Origin of the sequence: Microvirga lupini (assembly GCF_014191055.1) — a bacterium.
GTDB lineage: Bacteria > Pseudomonadota > Alphaproteobacteria > Rhizobiales > Beijerinckiaceae > Microvirga > Microvirga lupini_A.
Map to the genome: position 1 here is coordinate 697,662 of NZ_JACHWB010000001.1, position 15,234 is coordinate 712,895.

Below are 15,234 nucleotides of genomic sequence, written 5' to 3' on the forward strand. Positions count from 1 at the left end.
GGAGGTGGGCTCACTGCCGAGTTTGGTGTCACGATCAGTCGGGGCGCTTGCCCAGGGCGACGATCTGGTTCGGGGCCTTGGCCCAGCCCTGCAGCTCGGCGCGAGTGAATTTCCCGGCGTCCATCTGCTCGGCGGCGTACCCACTGAAGCCTGCGCAGTGATAGAGCTTGTGCTCGGTATGCCATAGGCAGAACACCGGCTCACCTGGCGGCCAGATCAGGTCGCGCAGCACCTCGGCGCGGCGGTAGTCCATTCGCGCCACGGCGGCGTTCAGCTCGCTCTCCAGGCGCTTGCGACGCAGAGACTTGTTGCGCTTGCAGCGCAGGTCGCCTGGGTTGTCGACATAAAGCTCGAAGCTGGCTTCGTTGGTGACAGCATACTTGCCGCTGACCACCCACCACATGTTGTTGATGTTGTAGTGGGCGATGCCGGTCTGCGCGCGACCCTTCCGGTCGAAGAAGTAGACGGGCTGGCCATGCTCGAGCAGCTTGCCATCGGCTGACTTGCGGTTGCTGTTGAAGCAGCTGGAGAGGCCAGGGCTGCTATTGGCGTCGCGGTAGGCCTGCCAGTCTCCCTTGAAGTGCCAGCTCTCGGAATAGCAGCCATTCAGGTATTCCATAGCCGTTGGCGGCTTGAGTCCGCGCCGCCGTGAACCTCGTCCAGGGCTCTGCTCTTCGAAGGTATAGCCGATGAACACGTTACAGAGGTAATCGCGGATCCGGCGCCGGGTTCGCTCCATCTCCAGGCGCAGAAGGTAAGGTGCGACGGCTTCTTTGTTCGACTCGTAGCGGCCCTTGTGATCTGGCCTGGTCGGGGTATTAGCCGACTGCCACATTTCCAGCCTGATGCAGCGCCCACTGAGATCCAGCAGGGCGTGCAGGTGTTCACCCTTGCTGCATGTGCGATGGTTGTTGGCGATGATTTTATATTGATCAGCTTCATCCCACGGGCCGACAGTCCAGCCGATGCGGTTCAGTTGCTGGATGATCCGAGCGAAAACTTCCCGCTTGAACTTCTTCCCCCAAGCGGTGCGCTCTTCCCAGCTCCCGCCCAGGCCTTCCTCCGAGATATACAGGGCGGCATCGCCGAAGCGGACAGTGCCCTGTCGATTGATTTGTGGCATTTCCTTTCCTTAGCGCCCCAGCGGGGCGCGGTAGTTGATCAGGACGCGGCCTGCAGCGCGTCGTTGTGCTTCTTGATTTCAGCGTGCAGGGCTCGCTCCGTCACCTCGACGAACCCGTCTGGGATGACAACCGGGGCGGCTTCCGTCGAGTCGTCATCGCGGTATGGCAGGCTGCATGCGACCATCGTCTTTCCGTGGAGCAGGTAGGTCGATGCGTAATTGATCGAGCGGCCACTGAACACGCCGTCTGGCAGGCCAAGGCGAGCCGCGAAAACCGTGTCGATGGTCGGCCGACGGTATGAATTGGCGCCCTTCAGCTCATCGGGAATCGCGGGGGCACCCTCGCACAGGGTGTCGTAGAACTTCTTGCCGCGGCCCCGGACGGTGTACTTGAAGTAGTAGACCCCGTTCTCGCAGATGCGCTCGCCGCCCTTGAAGTCAGCGAGCGACGGGCCTACGCGCGGCGGGTTCTCTTCCTGGCAACGCTTGCAGAAGAACATGGGCACGCTGAATGGGTGCATGCCGAGCTCGTCGAATCCGAGCGCTTCGACCTTCTCCTTGAAGAACCGATAGCGGTTGGCGGCCTGGGCAGTGATTTCCTTGAGCACTTCAACGTGACGCGGGTCTGTCGAGGTGATGTAGTAGCGCATTTCCTTTCCTAAGCGGCCAGCGGCCGCGGTGTTGGTGGTCGTTATGCTGCTGCGAAGTGATGGCTGCCGACGCTGACGGCGACGATGCGGCGCCCGGCGCGGTACTCGGTTGCGGTGGTGGCGGTGTTGTAGCGGGTGCGCAGCCGGCCTGCGGTGGTCAGCGGCAGCAGGATCTTGTCCAGCTGTTCGGTGGTGACGGCGATGATCTTGCGCTTCATGGTGCGTTCCTTGATGTAGGAGGAGGCTTCCGCTTCCGTGGTGAATACAGCGAGCAGGCGGCCAGTGGTCACGCGGGTGACGCGGTGCAGGCCAGCGCAGTCGACGGTGATGGCGAGGGTCACAGCTTGCACCCTGCAGCCAGGACAGCAGAGGTGCGGTGCACGTCGCCTTGGGTGCCCAGGCCAACCAGGGCAGAGCGGGCGGCGCGCTCGCTGTCGAAGGTATTGCCCTCGACGCCGGCCTCCTCGTCCGCCAGCTCGAACCAAGCCTTGCCGAAGCGGCCGTGGTGGAGCTTGCCGATAATGAAGGGTTTGGTTGGCAGCAATTTGCCTTCGGCCTGCAGCTCGGCGATGGTCGGGCCGGTGGCGACCAGGGCGTCGAAGTCGACGGTGGTGGCGGGTGCCTGGCCGGCGTTGACGCGCACGATGGCGCCCGCGTCTTCCAGCTGCTCAAGCATGAGTTGGGTTTGCGTATTCATGGCGGGTTGATCCTCGCTCGTGTGTTGGCTGGTACTGCCAAAGCCCCAGTTAAGGGGCGTGTGGGTGGCGGGGTTGGTTACTCAGCGAGCATGTAACCTTCGCCGTCAACAACAAAGCGGCTTCCATCCTTGAGCAGATAGATGCGGCTGCCGTCTTCAGCATCGATAATTTGATTGCTGAGCATGCGCGCCTGAATACGTGCACCAGTAACGCTTTTTGCGGTCTCGAGGATGTCTTGTGCGTCGGTCATCGTCTTGCCCTCCAGGGCGTTGTTCGTTTCGATGGGGCAATTATGCTTGAGTTGATCAAATTTGATCAAGCAACGCATTAGATCAGTTTGGCATAAGAGCGTGCGAATACTGGCTTGCCATCATCAGCGGGCGGGTAGCCATCCCGGCCCGGACAACCCCAGCTCGGTGCAAGCCTGGGGCGGTTTCGGCGGTTACGCGATGTCGTAGCGGGCGTGCCTCTGCTTGATGTCGCTGAGGCGGATGTTCAACGAGGCCATCATCGCTTTCTGGAAGCCTTCCCAGGTGGCCTGGGTCTCCGGATCGAAGTAGCGATCGAACTGACCGTTCACAGTGATGGTGCCGAGCGGGAGGACGGGTGTCAGGGTCGACGTCCAAGCCTCGAAATGCTTCTGGGTCATGCGGCCGGCCGCATTGGTGATCTCGACCGGCAGGTGGCTGGCGATGATGGTCATGTCAGTTCCTTGTGGTGGTTGGCCCGGCTGCCCGGGCGTGATGGTCGGTTATGGCTTGTAGTGGGTGGCCAGCTCGAAGCTGCGCGCCAGGTCTTTCTTCAGCGCCTCGATCGTTTCATGGCTCAGGCCGTCGCGGATCACCACCGGCTTGATGATCTCGCGGCCGCCCAGCACGGTGAGCTGCAGCAGGACACCGGAGGCCATCAGGTGGTCGGTGGATGCCTTGGCGATGTCCTTCGAAGCGAACGCATAGACGTAGGCCAGCTGACCATTCAGCTCCATGACCTTGCGCTCGAGGTCGCGGTAGGTCGGTTTTTTGGTGGTGTTGCGAGCCATGGTGATTGCCCCCCTCGGTCGGTTGCTGTCCGGAGTGTGTCTCCGTGTTGGGTTGCATTGTGCCTGCGTTGCTCAAATTTGATCAAGCAATTGCGATGACCGTTCGTCGGGTTTCCCTTAAAACAAACGCTCTTCCGCGCTACCTACCAATGCCTCAAGCAGCAGGTCGGCTTGCACAGACACGACCTTCGACGAGTGCCCGCCAAAGCTCTTGGTGCCGTGGCGCTCGGCGCCATCAATGGCGCAGAACATCTGGCCCAGGCTGGCGGTCTCGACGCCGGCGCGCTGTGCCAGGCCGACCATCGCTGGCGTGGACATGCCGAGCCAGATCCGATCGCCGACCTTGCGCAGTCCGAACTCCTTGACGATTTCGCGTCGTTCGCCGGTGCCGTCTGCCAGCTTCTCTATGGCGGCCACGAACCCCATCTGACTGCCGACCGAGGCACGCAGCTCTGTGTGATCGACGTATGTCCTGACCAGCGGGACAGCCGGCTGTATGCGGTTGAACACTGCGCCGATGCTGTCGCACTGGGCTTTCTTCAGGTTCAAGTGAACGGCCAGCGCCATCAAGTCGCCGACCCGCAGCCGCGTATCCTTCTCATAAGCGAGCGAACCATCACGCTGCGGCAGCACGTCTTTGTCGAGTGTTCCGGCCGTCACCATGTCGCAGAGGTGGCGGATAAAGGCGCGGTGATCCATGCCGAGTTTATCGGCGACGATTTTGCTGTTGATGCTTGCTGCCATGGCGAGCCCCATAAAGTGGTTGTGGTTGTTGCGGTTGGAATTGTCCCATGCCCACAACCTTGTCGCAACCGTTGCAACCTAGTTGACGGGCAGGGCGCGCAGCCAGAAAGCAGGGGCGACCGACCGCAAAAACTGCGGAAACTGCTTTTTCGCCTGTATTTGCTGGCTGTTTGATCGAGGGGCGACCGACAAATGCAGTCTGGTCGCTCTTTTGGTCGCGCCCAGTGCCGCGACTAATGCCCAAAAGGCGACCGGGCCGCGTCTCCCGTTTCTGCCAATGAATACAGGGCATTTGGCGGGGAGCGTCCAAAGCGACCGCTCCAGCCGGAAAAAGGTATAAGTAGGAATATACGGTTGTGCTGGTTGTGAATTGATAACACAACTATCACAACCAAGTTTAAGTCCTATAGGGGGCTTATATATATGGTTTCTTGGTTTCTCTTATTATTATTATTTAAATAAGTTATTGTTTTTATTATTATTATAGGGCCTTTTATGGGGCAACCAGAGGGGCAACCAAGGAGCAACCAGCAGCAGCGACCGGTCGCCCTAGTGACCGTCCGTCAACTTCTCGCAAATTACTCGGAATTATTTACCACCAGGCCAAGTCACCTGTAGAATTGCCCGCAGCACTTACCGCTGGGGCAGCAGCAATGGTCGAATACTTCACGCTGGAAGAACTACCGGACAGACCCATGTTCCGGTGCGAACGCAGGAACGCCACGCTACAGGTCTCGGCATGCGCCGGGATGTGGAGCGAAGCCAACGGCAAAGCCGCACCCGAACGTCTCGACCGTTGCAAGAATTGCCCACTGGGCGCAAAGCATGCCGGGGTCGGTGAAATCTCACTGTCACCGCTCAGGGGCATGAGCATCTGCGCTCGCTGTCACCAGGGCACCACCCGGCTCATTCGCAAGCACCTGTGCGTCAGCTGCTACAACCGCGAACGCGAGTTCAACCTGGGCCGCAATGCCAAGGGCTCAGCACCCGTCAAGCATCCTCCGCTGCACAACATCGAGATCCGCTACCAGGCCGGGGAAGTTCTCCAGCGCCTGGCGATGCCTGTTGTGTCGAGCGAGGAACTGGTGGTCGCAGCGCTCAGGGATACGAGCAAACAAGTTACATTCGCATTCAGCGGTAAGCGGCCAGAGATGCCGCAGGGAGAGTTGTTTGTATGAGCGCGCAGAATTCACAGGGTCGGCCGGCTGATAGCGTTATCATCGGGCAAAATCACGTGCGCGCGATAGAGAGGGAAAACACCTCCGGTTGGCGCCTCGAGCAGCACTGCTGCCGGAACTGCTTCGGGCGCATCGCCTCGATCAAGCATCCTGACGGCGGTCGCACGTACCAGTGCACCAACTGCGGCCTGGAAGGCCACGGCCACAAGCCTGACGTGGTGTGCTCGTGCGGCACCAAGCTGCGCAAGTACAAGGGCGACGGCCGCACCGGCGTGGTCATGGTCGACGCGGGCATCCGCTGCCACCCGAACAAGCGGGTCTCGCCTGAGTTCCCGTCGCTGATCGTGGCCAGCTATGGCGGCGCCCAAGCGGAGGGTGTGTGATGCGGACTGCTCGCTCTTTGCTGTTCGGTGCACGTGTCGCGCTGGCCGCCTGGTGCTTTCCGTTCCTGATCGGGCCAAGAACGCCTGAGAGAAGCGCCGCGATGGCCAAGTGCGGGCGCTGGGCAGCGCGATAACCAGATGACCAATCAGGGTTTCAAGACGCCAGAACCCTTGCGCCACAAGGCTTTCAGCCTAACGCCAAGGTTTTCGGGCGCACATAGGGCTCAGATCGCCAAAAGTGATCAAGTGTAAAGCCCGGGCATTGATCAGAAATGATTGGTACAATTCAGGCTCAACCCCAACACATCGCAGAGGCTCACATGAGCGAATTCCAACCGGTCACCACCGTGCGCGACCTGGCGACCATCGACGAGAACGAGTGCATGGCCGGCTACCTGGCTGGCCTGCGTGGCGCGCCTGAGCCTGGCAACACCGCGACGCGCTCCGCGTGGCATGGCTGGCGCAACGGCATGGTCGACGGCGGTCACCGCGAGAAGGACTGGCACCAGTCCGTGCTGGCTGCTGACGTCTGCCTGCGGATGCCGCTGCAGTGAGGTCTTTCTGGTGGCTGATGGCCGGGCTTGGGTGCTGCGGCCTCGCGCTGGTGGCGATGATCGCCGGCGTCGCGGTCGACGCTACTCCGCGCTGGCTGGCCGGATGCACGATGGGGGCTGTCGCCGCGTCCATGGTCTGCGCGCTGCTGGCCTTGTCGGCCGATAGGGTGTCGGCATGAACGTCTGCACCTGGAAGGCGCCCATGGTCACCCTGTACACCGGCGAGCAGGTGCCCAGCGACAGCGAGGCCTGGCGCGCTGAGTGTGAGGCGCGCCACATCCTGACCATGACCCAGGCCCAGCGCATGGAGTTCTTCACCATGGTCGAGAAGCGCCGCGGCACCGACGCAGCCAAGGCCCTCAAGATGCGCTGCTACGAGCTCGAGCCGCACTACGTGCTCAACCTGCCGAACAAGCAGCAGCGGCAGCACTACCTGGACGCCGTCGAGCTGCGCTTCGGCAAGAACCCATGCGACACCCTGAAGGCCAAACTGCTCGCCCTGCACGCCGCGCGACAACCAGTTGCAGCGCAGGTTCAACAAAGCGCATAATTGCTCAAATACAACGCACCGGCGGAGCCGGTAAGGGGAAAGGGGTGAGCAAACTTCTCAGGCTGCTGGATATCATCGTCCCGCGCTTCATTTCCGAGGACACGGCAGTTCGCCGCGTCGGAAAATCGTCGATGTACGAGCCAGTGTGCTCGATGAAAGACATCGACCCAGGTGAGCGTTTCGATGGGATCGCCACCTACGTGATGTTCAACCTGTTCGGCCAGGGCCTGTTCCCTCGCCAGGTGGGCAGCATCCGCCCCTGGGTGAACCCGCACGACGCGCAGGTGGCATCGTGATCCGCGCCGCGGCATTGGCCGCTGCACTGGTGGTGCTGGGTGGGTGCGACGGTGGCAGCCCCTCATACGGCGAGCTGAAGCCATACGATCAACCTGTCGGCCTGAAGGCTCGCGACGCTGATCGCTACGACCTTCTGGTTCTGCGCGACCCAGAGCGCGGGGTTACCTGCTGGCGACCCAGCAACGACAATCGAGCGCTGTCCTGCTTGCCAGACTGGATGCTCCAGGCCCAAGGGCCATCGGAAGCCATTGCCCATCAGCCGACCTGGGGCGATGGTCGCCCTTGCGCTGGGCACAAGGTGTGCGAGGGGTTCAGCAACCGTCGTGAGGCCCTGGCCTGCGCCGAAGGCCGACTGACCGGCCCAGCGTGCGATGCTTGGGCTGAGCGCCAGCGTGAGGATCGTGGCCTATGATCCGCGCAACCACTCTCCTGCTCGCCGTGGCGGCCGCCGGCCTCCTGGCCAAAGCGCCCGCTGCAATCATGCCGACGCGCCGCCCTGAGTGGCAGCCTGGCTACGACATGAACGCGCTGCTTGACGATGCCGGCCGCCGGGCCGAGCGCGCGCTGCGCAAGGTGGCGCGCCGTTCCAAGCTCCAGCAGCTGCAGGCCCAGGCAGCAGGCGGTGCCGCATGAGGATCGCCTACAGCGCAGTATGCCGCGGCTACGCCAAGACCGACCACACCGCCACCGCGGCGAAGAGCAAGGCCACCGGCAAGATCCGCGGCAATGCCCCGCTGATGACCGACGAGCAGATCCTGGAATGCCGGGCGCTCGACCAGTTCGCTGGCTGGGGCACCGAGCAGCTGCAGCGCCGCTACGGCGTCGACGCGGCCATGATTCAGCGCGTGCTGTCGGGCATCACCCGCTCGCGCCTGGTGGCCACCCGCAAGCACCTTCCAGCGGTGGCAGCATGAGCGCCGGGCAGTTTGTGGCGCTCTGCGCTGGCGTGTGGGTTCTGGCGGCGCTCGGCCTGCTCGCGTTCTTCCATGCTGCCACGCGCAATGACCCGGCCAGCATCATCGACGAGGAGGATGCCCTGTGAACATCCAGCAACGCACCGAGGAGCGCTGGGGCATGCCGTTCTGGGATCTGGTCGGCGACTTCGCTGACCAGGGCCTGACCCGCAAGGACACGGCACGGGCGCTGGGCGTCGACTACTGCAACTTCCAGAAGAAGCTCGCTGACAACCCAAACAGTGACCCGTTCGATGCCTCGAACGTGGTCGCGCGCTACGTCGCCGAGACCGGCGAGCCGTTCCGTGATGCGGTGATCAGGCTGGCCAAGACGCACACGGCCCAGGCCGCTGCGCTCGCGATCGGCTACTCGCACCGCAACCCATTCCTGCACGCCCTGCGCGCTCGCGGCATCGAGGTGCAGTTCCAGCGCCGCACGGCGCCAGATGCCCTTCACCAACTCTACGGAGATCACTCGAAATGAACGAGAACTACACCCACACGGAGCTCGTCGAGCTCGCAGCCATCCAGAAGCGCGCCGAGAAGCGCCTGCGCAAGTCTGTCCGCAAGCTGATCCGCGCCGACCTGCAGCGCCGGGCGATCACCGGCGAGCCGTCGCAGTTCAAGCGCGCTGCCTACGGCGCCCAGCTGTGAGCAAGACCGCTCAGCGCCGGCGATCGGCCTACCAGAACGGCTATCGCGTGGGTCGCTACGGCTGGCCCGAAGGCGTGAAGAGCTACCGCGTGGGCGTGATCGGCGATGCAGCCTACGAGCGTGGCCTGCGCGATGGCCGCAAAGACCGCCGCGCCGCCCAGGATCTGGGGCAGTCCATGCCGCGCCGCGTGCTCGCCTGGCTCAGCGGCCTGATGACCAAGCCCTGACTAGCAATCTGGTGCTCTGGGTCGCCGGCCCCAGGGAATACGCCACTTCCAGCCGGTATAAACCATCATCGGGCGCCATTAGGGCGCCACAAGGGGAAAGGAAATGGGCAAGACCGTAGAGCAGCGCGTCATCGAGATCGTCGAGCAGCAGCTGGGCCTGGGCGGCAATGAGCCAGTGACCGCCGAGCAGCACATCCTGAACGACCTGGGCGGCGATAGCCTCGACTTCATCGAGATTGTCATGGCCATCGAGGAGGAGTTCGAGATCGAGATCAGTGACGACGCCGCCGAAGGTGCGCAGACCGTTCAAGAAGCCATCGATCTGGTCAAGCGCCTGGTCGACTGATCACCACCACGGCGCCTGCGGGCGCCAACCTACCGAGGAAAGGAAATTGAAACCACGTATCTTCGCGTACCTGTTCTTCATCGCCGTCATGTCCATGCTCATTGGCTCGGTGCGGCTCGACAGCCCAGGCCTGGCAAACATGGCCGCCGTCAGCCTTTGGGCGTTCTCCGCGCTCGGCATCTTCGGGGGTGTGATGGCCGCCGTAATGGGGCTCGGCGTCACGCACGCCACCGGCGAAGCGCGCGACAAGATCATTGCGCAAGCGCGCGACCTGATCGGAAAGACCACCTACGGCCCTGTTCGCAAGACCATCTCCTGGCTGATGACGCTCGCCATCGTGCTGATGTCCGCATACGTCGGCTTGATCGCCACCGCGGTCATGTACTGCCTGGCGGTAGCTGCGACCCAGTTTGGCAAAGCCATGATCAAGTCAGCCTTGGCCGACTACGACGCCGAGGCATCCGCCGCCTAACCACCCCGCGCCACGGACGGCGCACCTATCGAGAATTGAGCATGAACCTCGAAGACCACCGCAACCCCAACGGCACCTACGACGGCGTTGGCGTGATGGCTGAGCTGACCAGCCTACCGCGCGACGAGATTCGCGCGATCGCCGAGCAGGTGAAGGCGAACAGCGCGAAGCTGCGCGCCTGTCCTTGGCACGAGTTCGAGCAGCTGATCACCGCCCCGCCCGGCAATGGCAAGTACCGCTGCCGGCACTGCCAGGGTGAGGTCAGCGCGAGCGCCTACCACTGGCACCAGCAGGGGCGCCGGCCGATGCCGGTGGGCGAGCCATGAGCGGCTGGACGATGATCGGCTTCGTGCTGATCGCCCACCACATTGGTCGGCCAGAGCTCGGCCTGGGCGCGTTCCTGATCTGGTGCCTGGTCGATACGCCACGCCAGCGCTGCGAGAAGCTGGAGAAGCGGATTGCGGAGCTGGAGGGCAGACCGTGAGCAGGTCAATTACCGGAAGCAAAGGCCCAGGCTACGACTTCTGGTCGCGCAGGCCATTCAGCGGTCGAGGGCATGGCGCGGTGGTCAAGCACTTCTGCCACAAGGCGGAGCGGCAGCAGGGTCGCCGCGCACCTGCCCAAGCGTTGCGCGCGGAGCACAAAGCCGATGCGGCTGACGATGCATTTGAGGTATGGGAGTGCGATCAGATTGATCGGCTTTACGGGCTTCGCGAACTACAACCCTGATACACCATCAGGGCATCAACGCTCGCCACGCCAGACGCTGCAAGGGCTGGCGAGCACACCGCACACCTTCGGGCGCCATTCGGGCGCACCAGCCCCGCAGCAAGGCACCTTTCGTCGTGACGGCACACTGGCGCCATCGCAACCGCCAGATGATGCAAGTGTGACCGACGACTCCTTCCACCACCGACTGGGCGATGCCCGGGCCATCTACGAAGGCACCCATGGCATGACCATGGCGGAGCTGACCGAGGTGACCGGCATCCCGTCGCGCGTGCTCGCCGCGCAAAAGCGTGCAGAGGGCTGGGCCAAGGTGGTCAAGTCCGGCCAAACCGAAGAGGCCGCAGAGGCGGTGATCCGCTTCAACGAGTGGAAGATGCAGGTCGCCGAGGTCAACGCCCGCGATGGCGAGGCCATGCCGAACCTGGCCGTGCCCCTGCACGAGGACGCCGTGCACAAGCTGCTCGAGCGCCACAAGGCCGAACTGATCGCGCCGCGCGTCCTGTCGCAGGAGGCGATCAAGATCCGGCACAGCGACCCGAACATGGCGTTCCAGAAGGCGAAGCTGGCCAAGATCACGGCCGAGACGCTGGACATCCTGCATCGGGCCGAGCGCCGGGCCTTTGGCGTGAAGGACGACGAGAAGCCGGGCGGCGGCGTGGTGGTGGTGGAGCGGACATGAGCGACCTGAGCAAGATGATGGGCCTCGACCCGGACGTGCCGCAGATCAAACTGCGCCCGCTCGACAGCCTGGTGGCCTACGCCCGCAACAGCCGCACGCACTCGCCGGCCCAGGTCGAGCAGCTGCAGGCCCTCCTGCTGGAATACGGCTGGACGAACAGCGTCCTGATCGACGACATGGGCATCGTCGCCGGGCACGGGCGCTGCATGGCCGCTGAGGCGATCTACAAGCGCGGCGAGCAGATCAAGTTCCCGAATGGCACGCCGATCCCGATCGGCATGGTGCCGACCATGGACGTCACCGGCTGGAGCGCGCAGCAGCGCCGGGCGTACATCATCGCCGACAACCGCTCCGCCCTGTCCGCGGGCTGGGACGACGAAATGCTGAAGCTGGAGCTGGCCGAGCTGAAGGAAGCCGACTTCGACCTGTCGCTGACCGCCTTCGACGAGGACGAGCTGGCGGCGCTGCTGGCGCCGGAGATCGAGCTGCCCGAAGACAAGGATCCGGACGCAGCACCTGCAGCACCCGATGAGCCCGTCAGCGTGCCGGGCGACGTGTGGGTGATGGGCGCGCACCGGCTGTGCGTCGGTGATGCCACCAGCGTCGATGCCTGGGATCGCCTGCTGGGCACCGAGCAGGTCGATATCGTCTGGACAGATCCACCCTACAACGTCGACCAGGGCCGCAAGAACCGCGAGCAGGACAAGTGGGACGGCGGCAACCGCGCGGACACGGGCGCGATCGCCAACGACAAGATGTCGCCGGCCGAGTTTTCCGAGTTCCTGCAGACCACCTTCGCCACCCTGTTCGGCGTGATGAAGCCAGGGGCGCCGATCTACGTGGCGCACTCCGACCTCGAGGGCCAGACCTTCCGCAACGCCTTCGCCGACGCCGGCCTGCACCTGCAGTCCTGCCTGGTCTGGAAGAAAGACCGGATGGTGCTGGGGCGCATGGACTGGCAGAGCATCCACGAGCCGATCCTGTACGGCTGGAAGAAGGGCAGCGCGCACCGCTGGTACGGCGGCCGCAAGAACACCAGCGTGATCGACCTGGGCGACGGCTCGCCGTTCACCCGCATGGAGGATGGCCGGTACCAGGTGCGCATCGGCGAGAGCGTGCTGGTGGTGTCGGCGGATGCCATGGTCGAGCAGCATCCGTCGTCGATGTTGTTCGAGCCCAAGCCGGCGAGCAGTGGCCTGCATCCGACGCAGAAGCCCGTTGCCCTTGTCGAGCGGATGCTGAAGCAGTCCGCACGTGCCGGCGACCTGGTGGCCGATGCCTTCGGCGGATCCGGCAGCACGCTGATCGCCGCCGATCGCCTGGGCATGTCGGCACGCCTGATGGAGCTCAGCCCGAAGTTCGCCGACGTGATCGTGCGGCGCTGGGAGCACTACAGCGGGCGCAAGGCGGTGCACGCGGTGACCGGCGAGGAGTTCCCGGGCGAGGGCGAGGCCCGCGCGCTACCGCCGCAGGTTGATGACCTTGACGACGAAGCGTTGTTCTGATTGTGCAAACCCAGATCACCAGTCTGGGAATCCAAGCCTATAAAGCTGAGTCCTTTCAACAACTTACGCCAAATAGCAAGGGTCTCGGGCGCGTATAGGGCTCAAATTAGCGTTATCTCTGGATAGCGGGGATATGTAATAAGATTCGTTCTAATCTGGACTTAACCTAGGTTATTGCGCTGCCCAGATTTTCATCTTTGGCAGTAACCCATTGTGGCAGGACTTCCCGCAACCCCCGGCATCGAGATCCAGCATTTCGAAAACGCGGGCATCCGGATATTCACCGGCAAGTACACTGGACAGATAGACAATTTTACCGTGCCTGAGCACGTCGTGGTTCTGTCGCACTCGGATTACAAGCCGATCAGTTATGCTCCGGTAGAGCGCTGGAAGGTGAACGATGTCTGCTTCCTCCCCAAGGGATACACGCAGACCGGGCACCTGGCTGAGCTCGCCGAGCTGACTGCTATCAGGATGAGCGACGACCTCTTCACCAAGGTGGCCGAGGATCACGTCGACCACTCCCGCATCGAATTCCGCTATGCCGACATCACCGGGCCGACGACGCAGTCTCTGTCCGGAGCGCTTCGGCACATGTCCATGACCGAAGGATTCCGCGAGTGGCCGCTGCTGATCGAGAGCACGGCGATTGCCCTGGCTGTCGCTGCCGTGCGCAAGCTGTCGCCCAAGGCGTCGGTTGCATTCGACAAGCAGAGCGAGCTCAGCGCGGCCAGGCGCCGGCGGGTGATGGACTTCATCGACGACAACATCCACCGGCAGATCACCCTGGCTGAGTTGGCAGCAGCGGCCAACCTGAGCGCCTTCCACTTCGCGCGCCGGTTCAAGGCTGCGACCGGCCAGACGCCGCTGCGGTTCATCGCCGAGCGGCGGGTGGTGGAGGCCAAGAAGCGCCTGCGTTCAGGGGTGATGCCGCTGGCACAGGTCGCACTGGAATGCGGCTACACCGGCCAGAGCCACTTCACCACAGCGTTCAAGGCCGTTACCGGCGTCACCCCGGGCATCTACCGCCGGGGAGCTCAGGCGGTGCTGATCGCCGGCCTGCTCTGCTTTTCCCTCATGTACAACGTCGCGACCCAGGCGGGCGCCATGGATGTCCTGATGGCCGCTATGCATGAGTTCGGCCACGAAGTCGTCGAGTTCGCGGTCGATCTGGATGACTTTCTTGAGCCGTAGTTCTGCTGCGCCATCATTCGTGACGCGACAATCCTGATCAGGGTTAGTTCTGATCAGGAAAGGCACATTGAAAAAGTCCAATGATTTGCAGCGTGCTGAGTACCAGCACCCGTTCAAGAAAGCGACTGACGAGCAAGTCATGGAGTGCATACGTGCAAACCTGACCGGCAAGCAGGCGGCCGCCAAACTGGGTATCCATGAGCGCGTCTACTTCTCCCGCAAAGCTGCGTTGGTGAAGAAGGGCTTCAGCCCTGAGCACGACATGGTGCACACGGTGCCTGACGGCTTCCTGGTGAAGGGCGTCAGCACCTACTACGACGTGGATGGCAAGCCGCGCGGCCAGTGGGTCAAGAGCCAGGTCGACCGCGAGCGCCAGATCGAGCTGCTGCGCGAGGCCTGCGAGGCCATGGTCGAAGAGCTGCCCAAGCTCAAGCCGCGCAAGGATAACGGCCAGTACCTGTCGCACCTGATGGCAACCTACCCGATCGGCGATGCCCACATCGGCATGCGCGCCTGGGCCGAGGAGACGCAGGGCCAGAACTGGGATCTTGAGATCGGTGAGCGGATTCAGTGCGGCGCGATGGCCGCCCTCGTCGAGATGTCGCCGCCAGCCGAGAAGGCGGTCATCATCAACCTTGGGGATTGGTTCCACGCCGACAACATGGAAGGCACGACCAGCCGTAGCGGGCACATCCTGGACATGGACGGCCGCTACGCCAAGATGATCCGCGTCGGCATCAAGGTCATGCGCCAGTGCATCGAGTCAGCCCTGGGCAAGCACCGCACCGTGCGCGTCATCAACGTGATCGGCAACCACGACGACACCGGCGCCATCTGGCTGGGCATCGCCCTGGGCCACATCTACGCCAACGAGCCGCGCGTCGAGATCGACAACAGCCCGGCGCCGTTCATGTACGTCGAGCACGGCAAGGTGCTGATCGGCATGCACCACGGCCACACCTGCAAGCCCGACCGCCTGCCTGGCGTGATGGCTGCAGACCAGGCCAAGGCCTGGGGCCGCACCGAGTACCGCTACTGGTTCCTGGGCCACGTCCACCACCAGAGCGTCAAGGAATACGCCGGTGTCACCGTCGAGTCGTTCAACACGCTGACCGCCAAGGACGCGTATGCTGCCTGGGGCGGCTACCGCGCGCAGCAGAACATGAAGTGCATCGTCATGCATTCGGAGTTCGGCGAAGTCGCGCGCCACATCGTCAACCCGGCCATGCTCGAAGGCGCGGCCTGATCAACCATCACAA

28 protein-coding genes are annotated in these 15,234 nt (G+C 63.2%); 20 read left to right on the forward strand and 8 right to left on the reverse strand.

Annotation, left to right across the window (positions count from 1 at the left end; translation table 11 throughout):
- Positions 1 to 34: 34 nt before the first annotated feature.
- From FHR70_RS03340 to FHR70_RS03375, 8 genes are all read right to left on the reverse strand, one after another.
- Positions 35 to 1,123 carry a UvrB/UvrC motif-containing protein gene (locus FHR70_RS03340; protein ID WP_183447093.1) on the reverse strand — a complete coding sequence of 363 codons (1,089 nt, stop codon included), beginning with the start codon at positions 1,121 to 1,123 and terminating at the stop codon, positions 35 to 37.
- A 38-nt stretch (positions 1,124 to 1,161) separates the two neighbouring features.
- Positions 1,162 to 1,773, reverse strand: coding sequence for a hypothetical protein (locus tag FHR70_RS03345; protein WP_183447095.1), 612 nt, complete (start codon positions 1,771 to 1,773; stop codon positions 1,162 to 1,164).
- Positions 1,774 to 1,814: 41 nt separating this feature from the next.
- Positions 1,815 to 2,123, reverse strand: a complete 309-nt coding sequence (locus FHR70_RS03350; RefSeq protein ID WP_183447097.1) for a hypothetical protein — start codon at positions 2,121 to 2,123, stop codon at positions 1,815 to 1,817.
- Positions 2,111 to 2,470, reverse strand: a complete 360-nt coding sequence (locus tag FHR70_RS03355) for a hypothetical protein (protein ID WP_183447099.1) — start codon at positions 2,468 to 2,470, stop codon at positions 2,111 to 2,113. Before FHR70_RS03355 ends, FHR70_RS03350 begins: the two co-directional genes overlap by 13 nt.
- A gap of 77 nt (positions 2,471 to 2,547) precedes the next feature.
- Positions 2,548 to 2,721: a hypothetical protein gene (locus tag FHR70_RS03360; protein WP_183447101.1), complete on the reverse strand. Its 174-nt coding sequence runs from the start codon at positions 2,719 to 2,721 to the stop codon at positions 2,548 to 2,550.
- A 192-nt stretch (positions 2,722 to 2,913) separates the two neighbouring features.
- Positions 2,914 to 3,174 carry a hypothetical protein gene (locus tag FHR70_RS03365; protein ID WP_183447103.1) on the reverse strand — a complete coding sequence of 87 codons (261 nt, stop codon included), beginning with the start codon at positions 3,172 to 3,174 and terminating at the stop codon, positions 2,914 to 2,916.
- Between the two features lie 48 nt (positions 3,175 to 3,222).
- On the reverse strand, positions 3,223 to 3,510 hold the full coding sequence (locus FHR70_RS03370) for a hypothetical protein (RefSeq protein ID WP_183447105.1): 288 nt from the start codon (positions 3,508 to 3,510) through the stop codon (positions 3,223 to 3,225).
- A 117-nt stretch (positions 3,511 to 3,627) separates the two neighbouring features.
- On the reverse strand, positions 3,628 to 4,254 hold the full coding sequence (locus tag FHR70_RS03375; RefSeq protein WP_183447107.1) for a hypothetical protein: 627 nt from the start codon (positions 4,252 to 4,254) through the stop codon (positions 3,628 to 3,630).
- A gap of 653 nt (positions 4,255 to 4,907) precedes the next feature.
- On the opposite strand from FHR70_RS03375, the gene FHR70_RS03380 reads away from it, so the two are divergent.
- The 20 genes from FHR70_RS03380 to FHR70_RS03470 all read left to right on the forward strand — a co-directional run bounded on the left by FHR70_RS03380 (position 4,908) and on the right by FHR70_RS03470 (position 15,221).
- A complete protein-coding gene (locus FHR70_RS03380; RefSeq protein ID WP_183447109.1) occupies positions 4,908 to 5,432 on the forward strand; it encodes a hypothetical protein in 525 nt (174 codons plus the stop codon).
- Between the two features lie 56 nt (positions 5,433 to 5,488).
- Positions 5,489 to 5,815: a hypothetical protein gene (locus FHR70_RS03385; RefSeq protein WP_183447111.1), complete on the forward strand. Its 327-nt coding sequence runs from the start codon at positions 5,489 to 5,491 to the stop codon at positions 5,813 to 5,815.
- 320 nt (positions 5,816 to 6,135) lie between these two features.
- Positions 6,136 to 6,369, forward strand: coding sequence for a hypothetical protein (locus tag FHR70_RS03390; RefSeq protein WP_183447113.1), 234 nt, complete (start codon positions 6,136 to 6,138; stop codon positions 6,367 to 6,369).
- The gene (locus tag FHR70_RS03395) at positions 6,366 to 6,548 is read left to right on the forward strand and encodes a hypothetical protein (RefSeq protein WP_183447114.1); all 183 of its coding nucleotides are present in this window, start codon (positions 6,366 to 6,368) and stop codon (positions 6,546 to 6,548) included. Before FHR70_RS03390 ends, FHR70_RS03395 begins: the two co-directional genes overlap by 4 nt.
- Positions 6,545 to 6,919 carry a DUF7696 family protein gene (locus FHR70_RS03400; protein WP_183447115.1) on the forward strand — a complete coding sequence of 125 codons (375 nt, stop codon included), beginning with the start codon at positions 6,545 to 6,547 and terminating at the stop codon, positions 6,917 to 6,919. Before FHR70_RS03395 ends, FHR70_RS03400 begins: the two co-directional genes overlap by 4 nt.
- A gap of 44 nt (positions 6,920 to 6,963) precedes the next feature.
- Positions 6,964 to 7,215 (forward strand): hypothetical protein, encoded by a 252-nt coding sequence (locus tag FHR70_RS03405; protein WP_183447116.1) that lies wholly within the window; start codon positions 6,964 to 6,966, stop codon positions 7,213 to 7,215.
- 409 nt (positions 7,216 to 7,624) lie between these two features.
- Positions 7,625 to 7,849: a hypothetical protein gene (locus tag FHR70_RS03410; RefSeq protein WP_183447117.1), complete on the forward strand. Its 225-nt coding sequence runs from the start codon at positions 7,625 to 7,627 to the stop codon at positions 7,847 to 7,849.
- Complete coding sequence (locus FHR70_RS03415) at positions 7,846 to 8,130, forward strand: hypothetical protein (RefSeq protein ID WP_183447118.1); 285 nt, start codon at positions 7,846 to 7,848, stop codon at positions 8,128 to 8,130. Before FHR70_RS03410 ends, FHR70_RS03415 begins: the two co-directional genes overlap by 4 nt.
- On the forward strand, positions 8,127 to 8,258 hold the full coding sequence (locus tag FHR70_RS24260) for a hypothetical protein (protein ID WP_281381266.1): 132 nt from the start codon (positions 8,127 to 8,129) through the stop codon (positions 8,256 to 8,258). Before FHR70_RS03415 ends, FHR70_RS24260 begins: the two co-directional genes overlap by 4 nt.
- The gene (locus tag FHR70_RS03420) at positions 8,255 to 8,653 is read left to right on the forward strand and encodes a hypothetical protein (protein ID WP_183447119.1); all 399 of its coding nucleotides are present in this window, start codon (positions 8,255 to 8,257) and stop codon (positions 8,651 to 8,653) included. Before FHR70_RS24260 ends, FHR70_RS03420 begins: the two co-directional genes overlap by 4 nt.
- On the forward strand, positions 8,650 to 8,823 hold the full coding sequence (locus FHR70_RS03425; RefSeq protein ID WP_183447120.1) for a hypothetical protein: 174 nt from the start codon (positions 8,650 to 8,652) through the stop codon (positions 8,821 to 8,823). Before FHR70_RS03420 ends, FHR70_RS03425 begins: the two co-directional genes overlap by 4 nt.
- On the forward strand, positions 8,820 to 9,050 hold the full coding sequence (locus FHR70_RS03430) for a hypothetical protein (protein WP_183447121.1): 231 nt from the start codon (positions 8,820 to 8,822) through the stop codon (positions 9,048 to 9,050). The genes FHR70_RS03425 and FHR70_RS03430 overlap by 4 nt, the downstream gene beginning before the upstream one ends.
- Before the next feature lie 103 nt (positions 9,051 to 9,153).
- Positions 9,154 to 9,396, forward strand: coding sequence for an acyl carrier protein (acpP, locus tag FHR70_RS03435; RefSeq protein WP_183447122.1), 243 nt, complete (start codon positions 9,154 to 9,156; stop codon positions 9,394 to 9,396).
- Between the two features lie 46 nt (positions 9,397 to 9,442).
- Positions 9,443 to 9,868, forward strand: a complete 426-nt coding sequence (locus FHR70_RS03440; RefSeq protein ID WP_183447123.1) for a hypothetical protein — start codon at positions 9,443 to 9,445, stop codon at positions 9,866 to 9,868.
- A gap of 41 nt (positions 9,869 to 9,909) precedes the next feature.
- The gene (locus FHR70_RS03445; protein ID WP_183447124.1) at positions 9,910 to 10,194 is read left to right on the forward strand and encodes a hypothetical protein; all 285 of its coding nucleotides are present in this window, start codon (positions 9,910 to 9,912) and stop codon (positions 10,192 to 10,194) included.
- On the forward strand, positions 10,191 to 10,352 hold the full coding sequence (locus FHR70_RS03450) for a hypothetical protein (protein ID WP_183447125.1): 162 nt from the start codon (positions 10,191 to 10,193) through the stop codon (positions 10,350 to 10,352). The genes FHR70_RS03445 and FHR70_RS03450 overlap by 4 nt, the downstream gene beginning before the upstream one ends.
- 405 nt (positions 10,353 to 10,757) lie before the next feature.
- The gene (locus FHR70_RS03455; protein ID WP_183447126.1) at positions 10,758 to 11,276 is read left to right on the forward strand and encodes a hypothetical protein; all 519 of its coding nucleotides are present in this window, start codon (positions 10,758 to 10,760) and stop codon (positions 11,274 to 11,276) included.
- Positions 11,273 to 12,781: a site-specific DNA-methyltransferase gene (locus FHR70_RS03460; RefSeq protein ID WP_183447127.1), complete on the forward strand. Its 1,509-nt coding sequence runs from the start codon at positions 11,273 to 11,275 to the stop codon at positions 12,779 to 12,781. The genes FHR70_RS03455 and FHR70_RS03460 overlap by 4 nt, the downstream gene beginning before the upstream one ends.
- A gap of 213 nt (positions 12,782 to 12,994) precedes the next feature.
- Entirely contained in the window at positions 12,995 to 13,975 is a 981-nt protein-coding gene (locus FHR70_RS24470; RefSeq protein ID WP_183447128.1) for a helix-turn-helix domain-containing protein, read from the forward strand.
- A gap of 139 nt (positions 13,976 to 14,114) precedes the next feature.
- Positions 14,115 to 15,221: an oxidoreductase gene (locus FHR70_RS03470; RefSeq protein WP_183447130.1), complete on the forward strand. Its 1,107-nt coding sequence runs from the start codon at positions 14,115 to 14,117 to the stop codon at positions 15,219 to 15,221.
- The last annotated feature ends 13 nt before the right edge of the window (positions 15,222 to 15,234 follow it).